This window comes from Leucobacter sp. (genome assembly GCF_053528595.1).
Map to the genome: position 1 here is coordinate 18,630 of NZ_JAIVPF010000025.1, position 15,534 is coordinate 34,163.

General features: G+C 72.8%; 14 protein-coding genes. 6 read left to right on the forward strand and 8 right to left on the reverse strand.

The features are described from left to right. Entirely contained in the window at positions 1–1,041 is a 1,041-nt protein-coding gene (locus ACWKZU_RS04455) for an LOG family protein (RefSeq protein ID WP_449281420.1), read from the reverse strand. Between the two features lie 132 nt (positions 1,042–1,173). Continuing rightward, positions 1,174–1,635, reverse strand: coding sequence for an SRPBCC domain-containing protein (locus ACWKZU_RS04460; RefSeq protein ID WP_449281192.1), 462 nt, complete (start codon positions 1,633–1,635; stop codon positions 1,174–1,176). 69 nt (positions 1,636–1,704) lie between these two features. Between ACWKZU_RS04460 and ACWKZU_RS04465 the strand changes: the two genes are divergently transcribed. Then, positions 1,705–3,156 carry an RNB domain-containing ribonuclease gene (locus ACWKZU_RS04465; RefSeq protein WP_449281193.1) on the forward strand — a complete coding sequence of 484 codons (1,452 nt, stop codon included), beginning with the start codon at positions 1,705–1,707 and terminating at the stop codon, positions 3,154–3,156. Here the strand turns inward: ACWKZU_RS04465 and ispG are convergent. From ispG to rsmI, 6 genes are all read right to left on the reverse strand, one after another. Next, the gene (gene ispG / locus ACWKZU_RS04470) at positions 3,146–4,276 is read right to left on the reverse strand and encodes a flavodoxin-dependent (E)-4-hydroxy-3-methylbut-2-enyl-diphosphate synthase (RefSeq protein WP_449281421.1); all 1,131 of its coding nucleotides are present in this window, start codon (positions 4,274–4,276) and stop codon (positions 3,146–3,148) included. The two genes, ACWKZU_RS04465 and ispG, sit on opposite strands and share 11 nt — an antisense overlap. A 206-nt stretch (positions 4,277–4,482) precedes the next feature. Then, positions 4,483–5,985, reverse strand: coding sequence for a M50 family metallopeptidase (locus ACWKZU_RS04475; RefSeq protein WP_449281194.1), 1,503 nt, complete (start codon positions 5,983–5,985; stop codon positions 4,483–4,485). A 259-nt stretch (positions 5,986–6,244) separates the two neighbouring features. Then, on the reverse strand, positions 6,245–7,336 hold the full coding sequence (gene dxr, locus ACWKZU_RS04480; protein WP_449281195.1) for a 1-deoxy-D-xylulose-5-phosphate reductoisomerase: 1,092 nt from the start codon (positions 7,334–7,336) through the stop codon (positions 6,245–6,247). A gap of 105 nt (positions 7,337–7,441) precedes the next feature. Continuing rightward, positions 7,442–8,461, reverse strand: a complete 1,020-nt coding sequence (locus tag ACWKZU_RS04485) for an FKBP-type peptidyl-prolyl cis-trans isomerase (RefSeq protein WP_449281196.1) — start codon at positions 8,459–8,461, stop codon at positions 7,442–7,444. Positions 8,462–8,621: 160 nt separating this feature from the next. After that, positions 8,622–9,104, reverse strand: a complete 483-nt coding sequence (locus ACWKZU_RS04490) for a hypothetical protein (protein WP_449281197.1) — start codon at positions 9,102–9,104, stop codon at positions 8,622–8,624. A 67-nt stretch (positions 9,105–9,171) separates the two neighbouring features. Continuing rightward, entirely contained in the window at positions 9,172–9,993 is an 822-nt protein-coding gene (gene rsmI, locus ACWKZU_RS04495; RefSeq protein WP_449281198.1) for a 16S rRNA (cytidine(1402)-2'-O)-methyltransferase, read from the reverse strand. Positions 9,994–10,056: 63 nt separating this feature from the next. Here rsmI and ACWKZU_RS04500 point away from each other — a divergent pair, with 63 nt between their 5' ends. The 5 genes from ACWKZU_RS04500 to ACWKZU_RS04520 all read left to right on the forward strand — a co-directional run bounded on the left by ACWKZU_RS04500 (position 10,057) and on the right by ACWKZU_RS04520 (position 15,449). Further along, a complete protein-coding gene (locus tag ACWKZU_RS04500) occupies positions 10,057–11,178 on the forward strand; it encodes a DsbA family protein (RefSeq protein WP_449281199.1) in 1,122 nt (373 codons plus the stop codon). 164 nt (positions 11,179–11,342) lie between these two features. Further along, positions 11,343–12,590, forward strand: a complete 1,248-nt coding sequence (locus tag ACWKZU_RS04505; RefSeq protein ID WP_449281200.1) for an MFS transporter — start codon at positions 11,343–11,345, stop codon at positions 12,588–12,590. A gap of 358 nt (positions 12,591–12,948) precedes the next feature. After that, positions 12,949–14,271 carry an aminotransferase class V-fold PLP-dependent enzyme gene (locus tag ACWKZU_RS04510; RefSeq protein ID WP_449281201.1) on the forward strand — a complete coding sequence of 441 codons (1,323 nt, stop codon included), beginning with the start codon at positions 12,949–12,951 and terminating at the stop codon, positions 14,269–14,271. Continuing rightward, positions 14,268–14,738, forward strand: coding sequence for a Fe-S cluster assembly sulfur transfer protein SufU (gene sufU, locus ACWKZU_RS04515; protein WP_449281202.1), 471 nt, complete (start codon positions 14,268–14,270; stop codon positions 14,736–14,738). Before ACWKZU_RS04510 ends, sufU begins: the two co-directional genes overlap by 4 nt. A gap of 30 nt (positions 14,739–14,768) precedes the next feature. Next, entirely contained in the window at positions 14,769–15,449 is a 681-nt protein-coding gene (locus tag ACWKZU_RS04520; RefSeq protein ID WP_449281203.1) for a DNA alkylation repair protein, read from the forward strand. The last annotated feature ends 85 nt before the right edge of the window (positions 15,450–15,534 follow it).

Sequence of the window (15,534 nt, forward strand, 5' to 3'; positions counted from 1 at the left end):
CTACGGAGCGCTCGGCAGCTCGTTGATGGCGCGGATCAGGCGGTAGAGGTCGCCCACGGCGCGCTGCCGCGGAGTGAGCACGATCCGCGGCAGCTCGGGGCGGTCCTGCTCGGCGATCTCGGCACGGCGGGTCTCCGCCCGCTCGATGCGGCCGCGGAGGCACAGTCCGGAGAAGCGCTCGTTGAGCTCCGCGATCTCCGCGTCGCTCGGCTCGGCCCGCAGCCGCAGCACGAGCTCCTCGTCGAACCACCGCAGCGAGTCGTAGTTGCGCCAGAAGCCGGCGATCTCGGCGATCGCCTCGTCGACCGAGTCCGTGACGAGCACGCGGTCGAGGTCGTTCACGGCGATGAGACCGGATCCCGCGAGCTCCTCGGTCACGAACCGGGCGAACCCGCGCCAGAAGGTGCCGCCGCGGCGGTCGAGCAGCACGATCGGCATCGGCACCATCTTGCCCGTCTGCTGCAGCGTGAGCAGTTCGAAGGTCTCGTCCATCGTGCCGAAACCGCCGGGCAGGCAGATGAAACCGCTCGACTCCTTCACGAGCATGAGCTTCCTGGTGAAGAAGTACTTCATCGCCACGCGGCGGTCGTCGTCGGCCACGACCGCGTTCGGCCGCTCCTCGAACGGCAGGCGGATCGAGACCCCGAGCGATCGCTCCGGCCCGGCCCCGGTCGCCGCCGCCTCCATGATCCCCGGACCGGCGCCCGTCACGACCATCCAGCCCTGCTCGGCGAGCCCGCGCGCCGCGGCCTCGGCCGCGCGCCACAGCGGATCCCCCGCGCTCGTGCGCGCCGAACCGAAGATCGAGACCTTGGGCGTGTCGACGTACGGCGCGAAGAGCCGGAACGCCGTGCGCATCTCCTCGACGGCCGCCGCCGTGATCTTGAGGTTGAGGCGGCTCGTCCCGTCCATTCCGAGCCCGATCCCGGTCGAGAGGATGCGCCGGATCAGGCCGCGCTGCCCCTTCACGCCGGCCTCGATGACGAGCTCCGCGATCCTCGCGTCGAGTTCCTCGGCCGACAGCGGCTCCTCGGCCGACAACGGCGCCGCGGACGGTTCGCCGGCCGGCGCTTCGAGCAGGTCGGTGTTCGGCTGTTCGGTGTTCGGCAGGGGCTTCACATCCCCCAGTCTAGGCGTGGCGCCCGAGTGTCCCGGGCGCGTCGCGATCGCGGCTCAGCGCTCGAGGTGCGCCGCCAGGTTCTGGAGGGACGATGCGAGCCCGACGGCGTGCTCGGCCGCCGAGATGCCCGACGGAACGTCCTCCGCGCGGATCTCGACCCGGCTCCCGGCGGCACTCGGCGCCACGCTCCACGTCATCCGCATGGTGCCGCGGAACGCCGGGTCGTCCGAGATGAAGTCGACCTCCTGCACCACGCGCTCTCCGGGCACGAGCTCGACGAAGCGGGCCTCCACCACGTCCGAGCCGTCGCCGGACTTCCCGGGCGACGAGACCGGATCGTCGTACCGCAGCACCATCCGGTAGGACCCGCCGGGGCGCGCGTCGAAGCGGTCGAGGTTCGCGCGCATCCCGCTCGGCGGGAGCCAGGCGAGCAGCTGCTCGGCCTCGACGAAGGCGGCGTAGACCCGCTCGGGAGGGGCGGCGATCTCGCGCACGGCGGTGTCGGTTCTCGGCATCCCCGCACGGTAGCACGGCGCCGTCGGGATCGCCGGTGCCGCCCTCCGCGCCACCGGTAGGCTGGGGCCATGCCCGCCAGGCACACGCATCTCTCCCCGCGCTCCGCCCACGGGCAGCTCGCGGCTGCCCTCGCCGCCCTGCGCACGGAGTTCTCCGTTCCCGACGGCTTCGCCGACCCGGTGCTCGCCGAGGCGTCGGAGGCATCGCCCTCGATGCCCGAACGCGATCTGCGCGACATCGGCTTCGTGACGCTCGATCCGCGAGGATCGAGAGATCTCGACCAGGCCTTCCACCTCGAACGCCGGGGCGAGGGCCTGCTCGTGCGCTACGCGATCGCGGACCTGCCCGGATTCGTGGGCCCGGGCGGTGCACTGGACCTCGAGGCGCGCCGCCGCGGCCAGACGCTCTACCTGCCGGACGGCTCGGTGCCCCTGCACCCGCGGCTGCTCAGCGAAGGCCGCGCCTCGCTGCTGGCGGGCGAGGATCGCGCGGCGTTCGTGTGGACCGTGCAGCTCGACGGCTCGGGCGCCGCCGGCGAGGCGCGGGTGGAGCGGGCGCTGGTGCGCTCGCGGGCTCAGCTCGACTACGCCGGCGCGCAGCTGCGCATCGACGGCGGCGAGGCCGACGGCCCGCTCGCGCTGCTGCCCGAGCTCGGCGCCCTGCGTGTCGCCCGGGAACGCGCACGCGGCGGCGCGAGCCTGAACCTCCCGGACGAGGAGATCGTGCGCGAGCCCGACGGATACCGCATCGAGCGCCGCTTCCCCCTGCCCGTGGAGGAGTGGAACTCCCAGCTCTCCCTGCTCGTCGGCATCGCCGCTGGAGAGCTGATGCTCGACGGCGGCATCGGCGTGCTGCGCACGATGCCGGAGCCGACCCACGACGCGCTGCGGGAGTTCCGCCGCCGCGTCGCGGCGCTCGGGCAGCCCTGGCCTGAGGGAGTCGTGTACGGCGAGTACCTGCGCGGGCTCGACCGCTCCGCCGCGCAGACGCCGGCGGTGCTGCAGGCCGCCGCCTCGCTCTTCCGCGGCGCCGACTACGCCGCGTTCGACGGGACCGCCCCCGAGCAGCCCCGGCAGGCGGCGATCGCCGCGCCGTACGCGCACGTCACGGCGCCACTGCGCCGTCTCGTCGACCGCTGGGGACTGGTGGTGTGCGAGGCCCTCTGCGCGGGACGCGCCGTGCCCGAGTGGGTGCGGGAGAGCCTCCCCGAGCTCCCGTCCCTCATGCGCTCCTCGAATCAGCGCGCCGGGCAGCTCACCGCCGCCGCGCTCGACCGGGTCGAGGCGGCACTGCTGCGCGATCGCGTCGGAGAGGTGCTCCCGGCGACGGTGGTCGAGGTGCGTAGCGCGGTCGCCCGCGTGCAGCTGGAGGATCCGCCGGTCACCGCCCAGTGCCCCGCCGACGGCCTCGTGGCGGGAACGGCGGCGCTGCTGCGCGTCGTCGCGGCGGACGTTCCGACGGGCGTCGTCGAGCTGGTCCCCGACGGGGTCCGCGCCGCGGGGGCGCCCGCTACGCCGTGACGACCTCGGGTGCGCCGGTGCCCGCCGACGCCGGCATCTCGGCGGCGATCCGGTTCGCCTCCGCGATGAGCGTGGCAACGATCTCGCTCTCGGGCACCGTCTTGACGACCTCGCCCTTCACGAAGATCTGGCCCTTGCCGTTGCCCGAGGCGACCCCGAGGTCGGCCTCGCGCGCCTCGCCCGGGCCGTTCACCACGCATCCCATCACGGCGACGCGCAGCGGCACGCTCATGCCCTCGAGGCCCGCGGTCACCTGGTCGGCGAGCGTGTAGACGTCGACCTGCGCGCGGCCGCACGAGGGGCACGAGACGATCTCGAGCTTGCGCTCGCGCAGGTTGAGCGACTGCAGGATCTGCAGGCCCACCTTCACCTCCTCGACGGGAGGGGCCGAGAGCGAGACCCGGATCGTGTCGCCGATGCCCTCCGAGAGCAGGATGCCGAACGCGGTCGCGCTCTTGATGGTGCCCTGGAACGCCGGTCCCGCCTCGGTGACGCCGAGGTGCAGCGGCCAGTCGCCGCGCTCGGCCAGCAGGCGGTACGCCTTGACCATGACGATGGGGTCGTTGTGCTTGACCGAGATCTTGAAGTCGTGGAAGCCGTGCTCCTCGAAGAGGGAGGCCTCCCACACCGCGCTCTCGACGAGCGCCTCCGGGGTGGCCTTGCCGTACTTCTCGAGGAGGCGGCGGTCGAGCGATCCCGCGTTCACGCCGATGCGCAGCGAGACGCCCGCAGCCTGCGCGCGCCGGGCGATCTCGCCCACCTGGTCGTCGAACTTGCGGATGTTGCCGGGGTTGACGCGCACCGCGGCGCAGCCGGCGTCGATCGCGGCGAACACGTAGTTCGGCTGGAAGTGGATGTCGGCGATGACCGGGATCTGGCTCTTCATCGCGATGATCGGCAGCGCCTCGGCGTCGTCCCGGCTCGGGCACGCGACACGCACGATGTCGCAGCCGGCGGCGGTGAGCTCGGCGATCTGCTGCAGCGTCGCGTTGATATCGGTGGTGGGCGTGGTGGTCATCGACTGCACCGAGATCGGGGCGCTGCCGCCCACCCGCACCGATCCGACCGAGATCTCGCGGGTCTTGCGCCTCGGGGCGAGCACCTCGGGCACCGTCGGCATTCCTAGATTGACTGCAGCCACGTGCACGAGTCTACCGCCGGTCCGAGATCCGGACCCTCTCGGAGGCCCGCCGGCCCGCGTCCGTGCGTCAGTAGTTGTCACCAAACCTGAGGTTTGGTGACAACTACTGACGCACGTGGAGGCGTTGTCGGACCGGTAGAGCGAGCGGGGCGGGCCGAGCGGGACGCGGGGCGGGCCGAGCGGCGTCAGCCGAAGAGCTGCACGGGCTTCACGATGTCGGCGTACATCAGCAGCGCGCTCATCCCCCCGAGCACCACGATCACGACGAAGGTGACCGGCACCATCCTCGCGGTGTCGATGGGACCGGGATCCGGCTTGCGGCGCAGCCGGGCGATCCCGCGCTTGGCCCCCTCGTAGAGCGCACCGGCGATGTGCCCGCCGTCGAGCGGCATGAGCGGCACGAGGTTGAACACGAAGAGCGCGACGTTGAGGGATCCCAGCAGCCCGAACATCGTCTGCGCGCGAGCGGCGACGGGGGCCTCGTCGAGGCTGACGATCTCGCCCGCGAGCCGGCCGACCCCCACCACGCTGATGGGCCCGTCGGGGTCGCGCTCCTCCGCGCCGAAGGCGGCGTGCCAGATGTCGACCATGCGCTCCGGCAGCCGCACGATCACCCCGGCGACCTGCGCCACGTTCTCCCCCACGAAGGCGGGCACCTCCGTGATCGGCCGCGAGACCGTCTCCGATGCCGGTGTCGCACCGATCATCCCGACCGTCTCGGTGAGCGCCTCGCCGCTCGCATCGGTGACGGCCCGCCCGTCGGCGTCGGCCACCGCGCGCTCGTTCGGGACCGGGGTGAGCCGCAGCGTCTGCGGCGCTCCGTCGCGCTCGATCTCCACGTCCAGGGTGCGGCCGGGCGACTCGCCCACGATTCCGCGGAACTGGTCCCAGGTCTCGATGGCGGTGCCGTCGACCGCGGTCACCCGGTCGCCCGGACGCAGGCCGGCATCGGCGGCCGGTGCCGCGGGATCGTCGCTGCTGCAGGAGGTGGCGGTGCTCGACGCGGGCAGCAGGCACTCGCTCACGCTGCCGATCGTCGTGCTGCTCTGCGGCAGGCCGAAGCCGACCAGCACGATCGCGAAGAACACGAAGGCGAGCACCAGGTTCATGAACGGCCCGCCGAGCATGATGAGGATCTTCTTCCACATCGGCAGCCGGTAGAAGGTGCGGTGGTCCTCGCCCGCCTCGATCGTCTCCGCGCTCGCCTGCCGCGCGTCCTCCACCATCCCGGCGATGCCGCGGCGCGGCTCGTCGATCCCCCCGCTCGCGGAGCCCGCGGCGCCCCCGGCACCGATCTCCGCGTCCGAGGGCGAATCGGGATCGCCGATGCGCTCCAGTTCGGCGACCACGTCGCCGCGGGCGGCCCGCTTGGCGGATCCCGACCCCTCCTCGACCACCGAGTTGAGGAAACCGGTGGTGGATGCGCGCGGGGCCTCCCCCGGCTTGCTCGGCGGGTACATGCCGGTCATCGCCACGTAGCCGCCGAGCGGGATCGCCTTGATGCCGTACTCGGTCTCGCCCTTCTTTCGCGACCACAGCGTTCGGCCGAAGCCGACCATGTACTGCGTCACCTTCACGCCGAAGAGCTTGGCGGGGACGAGATGGCCGATCTCGTGCAGCGCGATGGACAGCGCGAGACCCGCCAGGATGATCACGATCCCCAGCAGATAGAGCAGCACCTCAGTCACGCACTCAGGCTAGTGCGCCGCGCTGTGGAGTTTCGGGGAGCCCGGGACCCGGGACCCGGGATGGATCCTGCGACTGCGCGCAGGATGACGGAGGGGTCTGCGCGCAGGATGAGGGGGGTCTGCGCGCAACCGGCGGAGCGCGCCGCGATCACCGGGCGGAGGGCGCCGCGATCACCCGGCGGAGGGCGCCGCGATCACCGGGCGGAGGGCGCCGCGATCACCGGGCGGAGGGCGCCGCGCCCGACCGACGGGGACGGTGTCAACGTGCGGAGCGCGCGACGATCACCCGCTGCGCCCGCTCCCGCGACCAGCGCTCGGCCTCGGCGAGGGACTCCAGCGTGAGCTTCTCGGGCGCGGAGTGCGCCTCGAGCACCTCGCGCACGATGTCGACGATGTCGAGGAAGCCGATCCGGCCGTCGTGGAACGCCTCGACCGCCTCCTCGTTCACCGCGTTGTACACCGCGGGGTAGGTGCGCCGCGCGCGCCCCACCTCCTTGGCCAGGTCGACCGCGGGGAAGGCGGCGGTGTCGAGCGGCTCGAAATCCCAGCTCGACGCCGTCGTCCAGTCGAGCGGCGCGCCGACGTTCGCGAGCCGATCGGGCCAGTTGAGGCCGAGCGAGATGGGCAGCCGCATATCGGGCGGCGACGCCTGCGCGATCGTCGACCCGTCGACGAACTCGACCATGGAGTGCACGATCGACTGCGGGTGCACCACCACGTCGATGTCGCTGTAGGAGACGCCGAACAGCAGGTGCGCCTCGATGACCTCGAGCCCCTTGTTCACAAGCGTCGCCGAGTTCGTGCTGACCACCCGTCCCATGTTCCAGGTGGGATGGGCGAGCGCCTGCTCGGGCGTGACATCGCGCAGCGATTCCCGGCTGCGGCCGCGGAACGGGCCGCCAGACGCGGTGAGCACGATCCGGCGCACCTCGTCGCCGCTGCCCGAGCGGAGCGCCTGCGCGATCGCCGAGTGCTCGGAGTCGACCGGCACGATCTGCCCCGGCGAGGCCATCCCCGTGACGAGGTCGCCGCCCACGATCAGCGATTCCTTGTTCGCGAGCGCGAGGGTGCGGCCGGCCTCGAGAGCCGCGATCGTCGGGCCGAGCCCGATCGATCCCGTGATGCCGTTCAGCACGACGTCGGCGGGCACCTCCCGGATCAGCCGCGCAGCCGCGTCGGCCCCGAGGGCGGTGTGCTCGACGTTGAACTCGTCGGCCTGCTGCTGCACCCGGTCGGCCTGGGATCCCGCGACGAGGCCGACCACCTGGAACTTCGAGGGGTTCTTGCGGATCACGTCGAGCGCCTGCTCGCCGATCGAGCCGGTGGAACCGAGGATGACGACGCGCTTCATGCCTTCCATTCTGACGGGTCGCCGGAGACGACGCAGCCCCGCCGCTCGGGAGGAGCGGCGGGGCTGGGTGCGGTCGGGCCGCCGATCCCCCGTCGGCGCTGATCGCTACTCCGCGTGCACCGTGCCGAGGATGTCGAGCACGAACACCATCACGTCGTCGGGCTCGTGGCCCTGCTGCTCGAGGCCGGCGGCGCCGTAGCCGCCGTCCTCGGCCGGAACCACCGAGATGATCTGCGAGCCGACCTTCTGGCCCTCGAGCGCCTCCTGGAAGCCCCCAATCACCTGCGTCGTGAGGAAGTCGGTCGGCGCACCGCGGCTCCAGCTGGAGTCGAACTCCTCGCCGGTGCGCCAGATCACACCGCGGTAGTTCACGTACACGCGGTCTCCGGGCTGCACCTCCTCGCCGTCGCCCTCGATGAGCGTGGCGATGGAGAGCTCGGTGGGCGCGTCCACGCCCTCGGGCATCGTGATGGTGGGCGAGCCGTCCTCGGCGAGCTCCACGGTCGGGAAGCCCTCGGGGGCGTCCACCGCGGTGCCCTCCGCCTTCTTCAGCAGCTCGTCCTCGCCGAGGGTGCCGGGCTCCGCGGTCTCCTCGGGCGCGTCGGTGATCTCGCCGATCTGCATGACGATGACGAGGGAGTCCTCCTCCGTCACGTTCGAGAAGCCCATGTCCTCCGCCGTGTAGTCGCCGAAGGCGTCCGCGAAGGAGGTCACGAGCGCCACCTGCTGCCCGGGAACGCCGCAGCGGAGCCCCTCGTAGGCCCAGCCGAACAGGGCGTCCTTCGCGAAGGGCGTCGCGCTCTCGGGGGCCTCCTGCACGGTCTCGCCGCTCGTGCCGTTGAACATGGTCATGGCGACGGAGACCTGCTGGCCCTCGTCGGGCGTCTCCCCCTCGCCCTCCTCGAGCACGGTGCGCTGCAGTTCATCGGCCTGCAGCGGGGTGTCGGAGGTGAGCTCGAGGCCCGCTCCGACCTCGCCCGTCACCTCGACGGCCTTGCTCGCCTCCCCGCCGGCGACGCAGTCGGTTCCGGAGGCGTCCTCGGCGGGCGCCCCGCCGGCCGAGCACGCGGTCATCAGCAGTGCCCCGGCGAGAGCGGCGGGAAGGAGGGTGCGGGAGAGTTTCACGATGGTCTGGGTCCTTACACACGAGGGGGCCGGAGGCCGATGAGGTCGCTCCGAGTATTTCGCATCCGACTGCCCGTCTCCTGGGAGACGGCCCCGGGAACGCTGCGGGTCCGGGACGCCGGCCCGCGGGACCGCGCCCCGCCGACCGCGGCGGCGATCCTCAGCGCTTCGCCGGGAGCAGCGCCCGCGCGGAGGTCACCGCGAGCAGCAGCAGCAGCGCCATCGTGAGGAGATCGCACGCGATGTAGACGTAGTGCCACACCGACTGCCCGGGGTCGGCGCCCTGCAGCACCAGATCGGTGCGCGCGTTGAGCGGCGGCCGCACGGCGGCCACCTTGAACGTGAACACCAGCAGCAGCCCGAACCACAGCCAGAGCCGCCGGCCGCTGATGCGGGTGGCGACCGGCCAGAAGCCGAGGATCGTGTAGGCCAGCAGGATCGCGGCCTCCACGAGGTTCAGCACCGCGAACACCAGCCGCCCGATCCCGAGCCCCAGCGGGATCGTGATGCCGGGGGCCTGGAACTTCAGGGGCGCCTCGATGAAGGAGATCGCGGCGATCATGCCGAACCACAGCACCGGCAGCGCGAAGCGCCAGAGCTCGATGGTGATCCTGCGGCGCTGAGCCGACGTGTGCTCGTTCATCCGTCCTCCTCGAAGTGTTCGCGGCGCATCCCCCGGGCCGGGAAGGGCGCCGGGATCGCCGCAGCGGTCACGACGTGCGCGCGGCCAGCGCGGCGGCGTAGAGCTCCCGGGCGGAGAGCCCCGTCGCCTCCGCGACCGCGCGCGTGGCGTCCTTGAGCCGCTCGCCCTCGGCGACGCGCTGCCGCACCTCGTCGAGCGCGGCCTCGGGAGAGGCCTCCAGCTGCGGCGCTCCGCCGACCACGACCACGATCTCGCCGCGCACGCCCTCGGCCGCCCACGCCGCCAGCTCGCCGAGCGAACCCCGGCGCACCTCCTCGTGCAGCTTGGTGAGCTCCCGGCAGACCGCCGCCGACCGCTCCTCGCCGAACGCGGTGGCGAGATCGCCCAGCGTCGCGGCGAGCCGCGTCGGCGCTTCGAAGAACACGAGGGTGCGGCGCTCCGCCGCCAGCTGCGCGAGGGCGCGGGACCGCTCACCGGCCTTGCGCGGCAGGAAGCCCTCGAAGGCGAAGCGGTCGGTCGGCAGGCCCGCGACCGCGAGTGCCGTGATCACGGCGCTGGGGCCGGGGATCGCGCTCACCTCGACCCCGCGCTCGGCGGCGAGCTGCACCACGCGGAACCCGGGATCCGAGACCGTCGGCATGCCGGCATCGCTCACGAGCACCACGTCCTCGCTCGCCGCGCGCTCCACGAGGGAGGCGGCGCGCTCGTGCTCGTTGTGGTCGTGCAGCGCGACGAGTTCGGGGCGGTTCTCGATGCCGAGCAGCCGCAGCAGCTGTGCCGTGCGGCGCGTGTCCTCGGCGGCGATCACCGTCGCCGCTTCGAGGGTCTCGCGCAGTCGGAGCGACGCATCCCCCAGGTTGCCGATGGGGGTCGCCGCGAGCAGGATCATGCCTCCATGCTACGCCCGGCGCGATCACGCGGCGCCCGGGGACCATCTGGAAGGATGGAGCGCATGAGCGATCCGCAGCCGACCCCGCCCGCGCCGCCCTCCGAGCCGGCACCGCCGCCCCACCCGTACGCGCAGGCCGTGCGGCGACGCGGGCGCGGATGCGCCATCGCCGCGATGGCGCTCGGCCTCGTCGCGGTGCTCACGACGGCGGTGGGCGCCTTCTACTTCAGCGCGTTCGCGATCGCGGGCGCGCTGCTCGGGCTCGCCGCGGTCGTCCTCGGCGTCGTCGCGCTCGCGCTGCGCCAGCAGCAGGCGCCGAGCATCATCGGCCTCGCGGGCGGCGCACTCGCCATCGTCGCGGCCGTCGCGATCGGCGGCATGGCGCTCGGCGCGCTCATCGCCCCGAGCACGACGGGCGGCGCGAGCGACACCGCTGAGACCGCCCCGGACGAGGGCGGGGCCGTCGAGCCCGGCGAGAGCGAGGCGGTGCGGTGGCCCGCCAACATGGCGACCGGCGGGCTCGTCTTCGTCGGCGATGGATCCGGCGGGATCGAGCTCTCCCGCTCGGACGCCCCGCAGGACAGCGCCCTGCCCGAGCCGCAAGACGCCGCCGGCCTCGGCGAGCCGGCGCTCATCCGCGTCTACCTCGACTACCGGTGCCCGTACTGCGCGGAGTTCGAGCGCGCCAGCGCGGACGCGCTGGAGGCCGCGGTGACGAGCGGTTCTGCCGCCGTGGAGCTGCACCCGCTCACGTTCCTCGACCGCATCTCGCCCGACGCCTACTCCTCTCGCGCCGCCGGCACGATGGCGTGCATGGCCGATCAGCAGCCGGACGCGGCGTGGGACGCGCACACGGCGCTGCTCGATCCGTCCTTCCAGCCGTCGGAGAGCGAGCTGGGCAAGGACGATGCGACGATCCTCGCCGAGGTCGACCGCGCGACGGGCGGACTCGACGACGCGGCGCGCTCCTGCGTCGAGGAGCAGCGCTTCGTGCCCTTCGCGCTGGCGCTGAACGACTGGGTCTTCGCCAATCCGGTGCCGTACGCGGCCGATCCGGAGCTCATGGTCACCGGCACTCCGCTCGTCGTGGTGAACGGGGTGCCCTACTCCGGTGCTCCCGCCGACGGCGACGCCTTCCGGGCCTTCCTCGCCGAGCAGGGGGTGGAGGTGCCCGCGGGCTCGTAGCCTCGGGTCGGGCGACGAACTCGCGCGGAGTCGGAACCCGCTTCGGAAGAGTTCGTCGCCCTGCGCGCGGAGGAGCGGATCCGGCGTGCCCGCTCCCTCCGCGCAGGATGCGGGACCGGCGCCGCGAGGACGCCATCCCCCGGCGCTGCTAGACTCGGTCGGCTATGCACTCATCGAGCAGCCCGGACCGTCGCGACACGCTCGTCACGCGTACCGGGGTCCTCTACTTCCCGCTCGCGCTCGTCGCCCGCCTCCCCTTCGCCATGGGGGTGGTCGGCGTGCTCACCCTCCTCGTCTCGGTGCGCGGGTCGGTGGAGATCGCCGGCCTGGGGTCGGCCATGGTCGGCATCGCCTCGGCGATCTTCGGGCCGCTCATCGGCGCCGCGGCCGACCGCTACGGGCAGCGCCCCACGCTCCTCGCGACCGCGTGCGTCAACAGTGCGGCGATGGGACTGCTGGCCTGGATCGCCTACAGCCCGCTCCCCTCGTTCGCGGTCTTCGCCGCGGCGTTCCTCGTCGGCGCGTCGATCCCGCAGACCTCTCCCATGTCGCGGTCGCGGCTGGTCACGATCATCAAGACCGAGCTGCCCGCCGAGCGCCGCCCCCGCACCATCTCGACCGTGCTCGCCTACGAGTCGGCGGCCGACGAGGTCGTCTTCGTGTTCGGCCCCGTCATCGTGGGCCTGCTCGCGACGACCCTGGGCGCCTGGGCCCCGATCGCCGGCGCGGCCGCGCTCACGCTGATCTTCGTCACCGCCTTCGCGCTCCACCGCACGAGCGTCACCGCGAAGTCGCCCGAGGAGCGCGCGGCCACCCTCGCCCCGGCGTCCGAGCTCGCCCGGCCGCCGCTGCTCATCGTCGTGCTCGGCATCTTCGCCGTCGGCATGGTCTTCGGCACCACGCTCACCTCGCTGACCGCGTTCATGCAGGCGCGCGGGGAGGCGGAGTCGGCCGGCCTGTTCTACGGTGTGATGGGCGTGGGATCGGCGATCCTCGCCATCAGCGTCGCGCTCTTCTCGCCGCACTTCACCCTGCGCTACCGGTGGCTCGTCTTCGCGGCGTTCATCGTGGCCGGAGAGGCGATCCTCGCGGCGGCCGGCAGCGCGGACCCCGAGAGCGGAGTCGGGATGGTGGCGCTGGGCCTCGCCGTGACCGGCGTCGGGATCGGGCCCCTGCTGGTGACGCTCTACGGCTTCGGGTCGGCGCGCAGCCCCGAGGGCCGCTCCGCGACCGTGATGACGATGCTGGGCTCGGCCATCATGCTCGGGCAGTCGCTCGCGGCGGCCGCTGCGGGCACCGTGGCCGAGAGCCTCGGCGTGCCGGCGGCCATGATGCTGCCGCTCTGCGCCGGGCTGGTGACGGTGCTCGCGGGCCTCGTCAACTGGCTCCTCACGCCGCCCACCGCGCGCTGAGCCCCCATCCCTCCGTATTTCCGCCCGCCCGCGCGCCCGTCCGCGCGCCCGTCCGCCCGCGCACCGCACCCCGCCCCGGCTCCCGCGCCCTGTCTTCGCGCGTCAGTAGTTGTCAGAAAAACCTCGCTTTGGCAGCAACTACTGACGCGCGAAGGTGTGATCCGTTCTTTCCCCGGCGAGCCCGAGCCCTCCAGCGCCGATACTTCCCTCGGTCTCGAACGCTCGGCTCGGTCTCGAACGCTGGAGTCGGTTTCGCGCAGCGCGCTCGCTCCCGCGCCCGGAATAGCCGCGCCCGACCCGCTGTTGCACGGGGTGGATGCACGACCCGCACACCCGTCGCACGGCGCCGGGTGGAAGAATGGAGACCATGCCTGCTCTCGCGCTCAGTCCCGCGGAGGTCGCCGACCTGCGCGCGGCCTTCCCCTACTTCGCCGCCCACGACGATCTCGCGGTACGCACGGGCGATCCCTCCCCCGCGTACCTCGACGCCGCGGCGACCTCGCAGCGGCCGACCGCGGTGCTGGATGCGGAGCGCCGATTCCTTGAGACGGCGAACGCCGCGGTGCACCGCGGTACCAGTGGAGCCGTCGGAGCCGCCACCGAGGCCTTCGAGGGCGCCCGCGCCGCCGTGGCGCGCTTCGTCGGTGCGGCCGCGCCCGAGCAGATCGTGTGGGCCGAGAACGCCACCGACGCCCTGAACATCGTGGCGCTCGGGATCGCGGAGGCGAACGCCGGGCTCGGGGTCGCGGGCAGCGAGCGCTTCGCCCTCGGCCCGGGTGACGAGATCCTCGTCACCGAGGCCGAGCACCACGCCAACCTCATCCCCTGGCAGCGGCTCGCTGCGAAGACCGGCGCCTCCTTCCGCTACATCCCGGTGCGGGAGGACGGCACCTGGGCGATCGACGATGCGCGCGCAGCGCTGAACGAGCGCACGCGCATATTCGCGTTCGCGCATATCTCCAACGTCACCGGCTACACGGCCCCCGTCGCCGAGCTCGCGGAGCTGGCGAGGAGCGTCGGGGCGATCACGGTGCTCGACGCCTGCCAGTCGGTGCCGCACATCCCCGTCGACTTCGCGGCGCTCGGCGTCGACTTCGCCGCGTTCTCGGGACACAAGATGCTCGGCCCCAACGGCATCGGCGTGCTCTACGGCCGCCCCGAGCTGCTCGCGGCGCTGCCGCCGTCGCGCACGGGCGGCTCGGCGATCACGAAGGTGACCATGGAGTCCGCCGACTACATGCCGCCGCCGATGCGCTTCGAACCCGGAACGCAGCCGGTCTCGCAGGCGGTGGGCCTCGGCGCCGCGGTCTCCTTCCTCGAGTCCGTCGGCATGGACCGCGCGGCCGCCCGCGAGCACGAGCTGGTGGAGCGCCTGGTCGCCGGCATCGCGGCGACCCCCGGCGTGCGCCTGCTCGGGCCCGAGGATCCTTCGCAGCGGGTGGCCCTCGCGGCCGTCTCCGTCGAGGGCCTGCACGCTCACGACGTGGGCCAGTTCCTCGACGAGCAGGGCGTGCTCGTGCGGGTGGGGCACCACTGCGCGCAGCCGCTGCACCGCGCCCTCGGCATCACGTCGAGCACCCGGGCGAGCGTGCACCTGACCACCACCGAGGACGAGGTCGACCGCTTCCTCGACGCGCTCCGCGGCGCCCAGCGGTACTTCGGAGTGGAGGTGGCGGCGTGAGCGCGCTCGACGGGCTGTACCAGGAGCTGATCCTCGATCATTCGAAGCGCCCCGTGGGCAAGGGCGCGTTCGAGGCGCCGGACGGCGCGCTCACGGCGTCGCACCACGAGTTCAACCCGAGCTGCGGCGACGAGATCGACCTGTCGATCGCCGTCGATCCCGGAACCGGCCGCATCGAGCGACTGGCCTGGGAGGGGCAGGGCTGCTCGATCTCGATGGCCTCGGCGTCGATCCTCTCGCAGCTCGTGCGCGATGAGCGCCTCACCGTCGACGAGGCCCGCACCCGCATCGGCGCCTTCCGCGAGATGATCCAGGCGCGCGGCGAGGGTGAGCCCGACGAGGACCTGCTGGGAGACGCGGTGGCGCTGCAGGGCGTCTCGAAGTTCGTGATGCGCGTGAAGTGCGCCATGCTGGGATGGGTGGCGCTCGAGGCGGATCTGACGCAGGTGGCCGCCCAGCGGGCCTGACCGGGCTGCAGAATCGGCAAGGAGGCCGGCATGACCATCGACATCACCCCCGCCAGCAGCGCGGCCGACGTGGTCGCGGCGCTCGAAGCGCTCGAGGATCCGAAGGCCCGCGCGATCAACGAGAAGTACGGCGACGACCACGGCGTCAACCTGACGAAGCTGCGCGCCATCGCCAAGGCCCTGAAGTCGAACCAGGAGCTCGCGCTCGAGCTGTGGGCGACCGGATACACCCCGGCCCGGCTCGTGGCGCTGCTCATCTGCAAGCCCCGCGCCTTCGAGGAGGCGCAGCTCGACGCCATGCTGCGCGAGGCGCACATCCCGAAGGTGCACGACTGGCTCGTGAACTACGTCGTGAAGAAGAGCCCCCACGCCGAGGCGCTGCGGCGCGTGTGGTTCGCCGACCCGGATCCGGTGGTGGCGAGCGCGGGGTGGGCGCTCACGACCGAGCGCGTCGCGAAGACGCCCGACGGCCTCGATCTCGCCGGCCTGCTCGACACGATCGAGGCCGGGATGCGGGATGCTCCGGATCGCCTGCAGTGGGCCATGAACTGGTGTCTCACGCAGATCGGCGTCTGCCACGAGGAGCACCGCGGGCGCGCCCTCGAGATCGGCGAGCGCCTGCGCGTGCTCGAGGACTATCCCACCTCGCCCGGCTGCACCTCGCCCTACGCGCCGATCGCGATCGCGGAGCTCGTGTCCCTCCGGGGCTGACCCCGCCGCCCCGGCACGACCCGCCGCCCGGCGCGACCCGGCACCCCGCGAGACTCGTCACCCTGCGAGCCCCGCCGCCCTGCGC

What these genes read in the sequence shown, in the direction of transcription:
- ACWKZU_RS04460 (WP_449281192.1), bottom strand. Translation starts at nt 1,635, where the DNA reads ATGCCGAGAACCGACACCGCCGTGCGCGAGATCGCCGCCCCTCCCGAG.
- ACWKZU_RS04465 (WP_449281193.1), top strand. Translation starts at nt 1,705, where the DNA reads ATGCCCGCCAGGCACACGCATCTCTCCCCGCGCTCCGCCCACGGGCAG.
- ispG (WP_449281421.1), bottom strand. Translation starts at nt 4,276, where the DNA reads ATGCCGACGGTGCCCGAGGTGCTCGCCCCGAGGCGCAAGACCCGCGAG.
- dxr (WP_449281195.1), bottom strand. Translation starts at nt 7,336, where the DNA reads ATGAAGCGCGTCGTCATCCTCGGTTCCACCGGCTCGATCGGCGAGCAG.
- ACWKZU_RS04490 (WP_449281197.1), bottom strand. Translation starts at nt 9,104, where the DNA reads ATGAACGAGCACACGTCGGCTCAGCGCCGCAGGATCACCATCGAGCTC.
- rsmI (WP_449281198.1), bottom strand. Translation starts at nt 9,993, where the DNA reads ATGATCCTGCTCGCGGCGACCCCCATCGGCAACCTGGGGGATGCGTCG.
- ACWKZU_RS04500 (WP_449281199.1), top strand. Translation starts at nt 10,057, where the DNA reads ATGAGCGATCCGCAGCCGACCCCGCCCGCGCCGCCCTCCGAGCCGGCA.
- ACWKZU_RS04505 (WP_449281200.1), top strand. Translation starts at nt 11,343, where the DNA reads ATGCACTCATCGAGCAGCCCGGACCGTCGCGACACGCTCGTCACGCGT.
- ACWKZU_RS04510 (WP_449281201.1), top strand. Translation starts at nt 12,949, where the DNA reads ATGGAGACCATGCCTGCTCTCGCGCTCAGTCCCGCGGAGGTCGCCGAC.
- ACWKZU_RS04520 (WP_449281203.1), top strand. Translation starts at nt 14,769, where the DNA reads ATGACCATCGACATCACCCCCGCCAGCAGCGCGGCCGACGTGGTCGCG.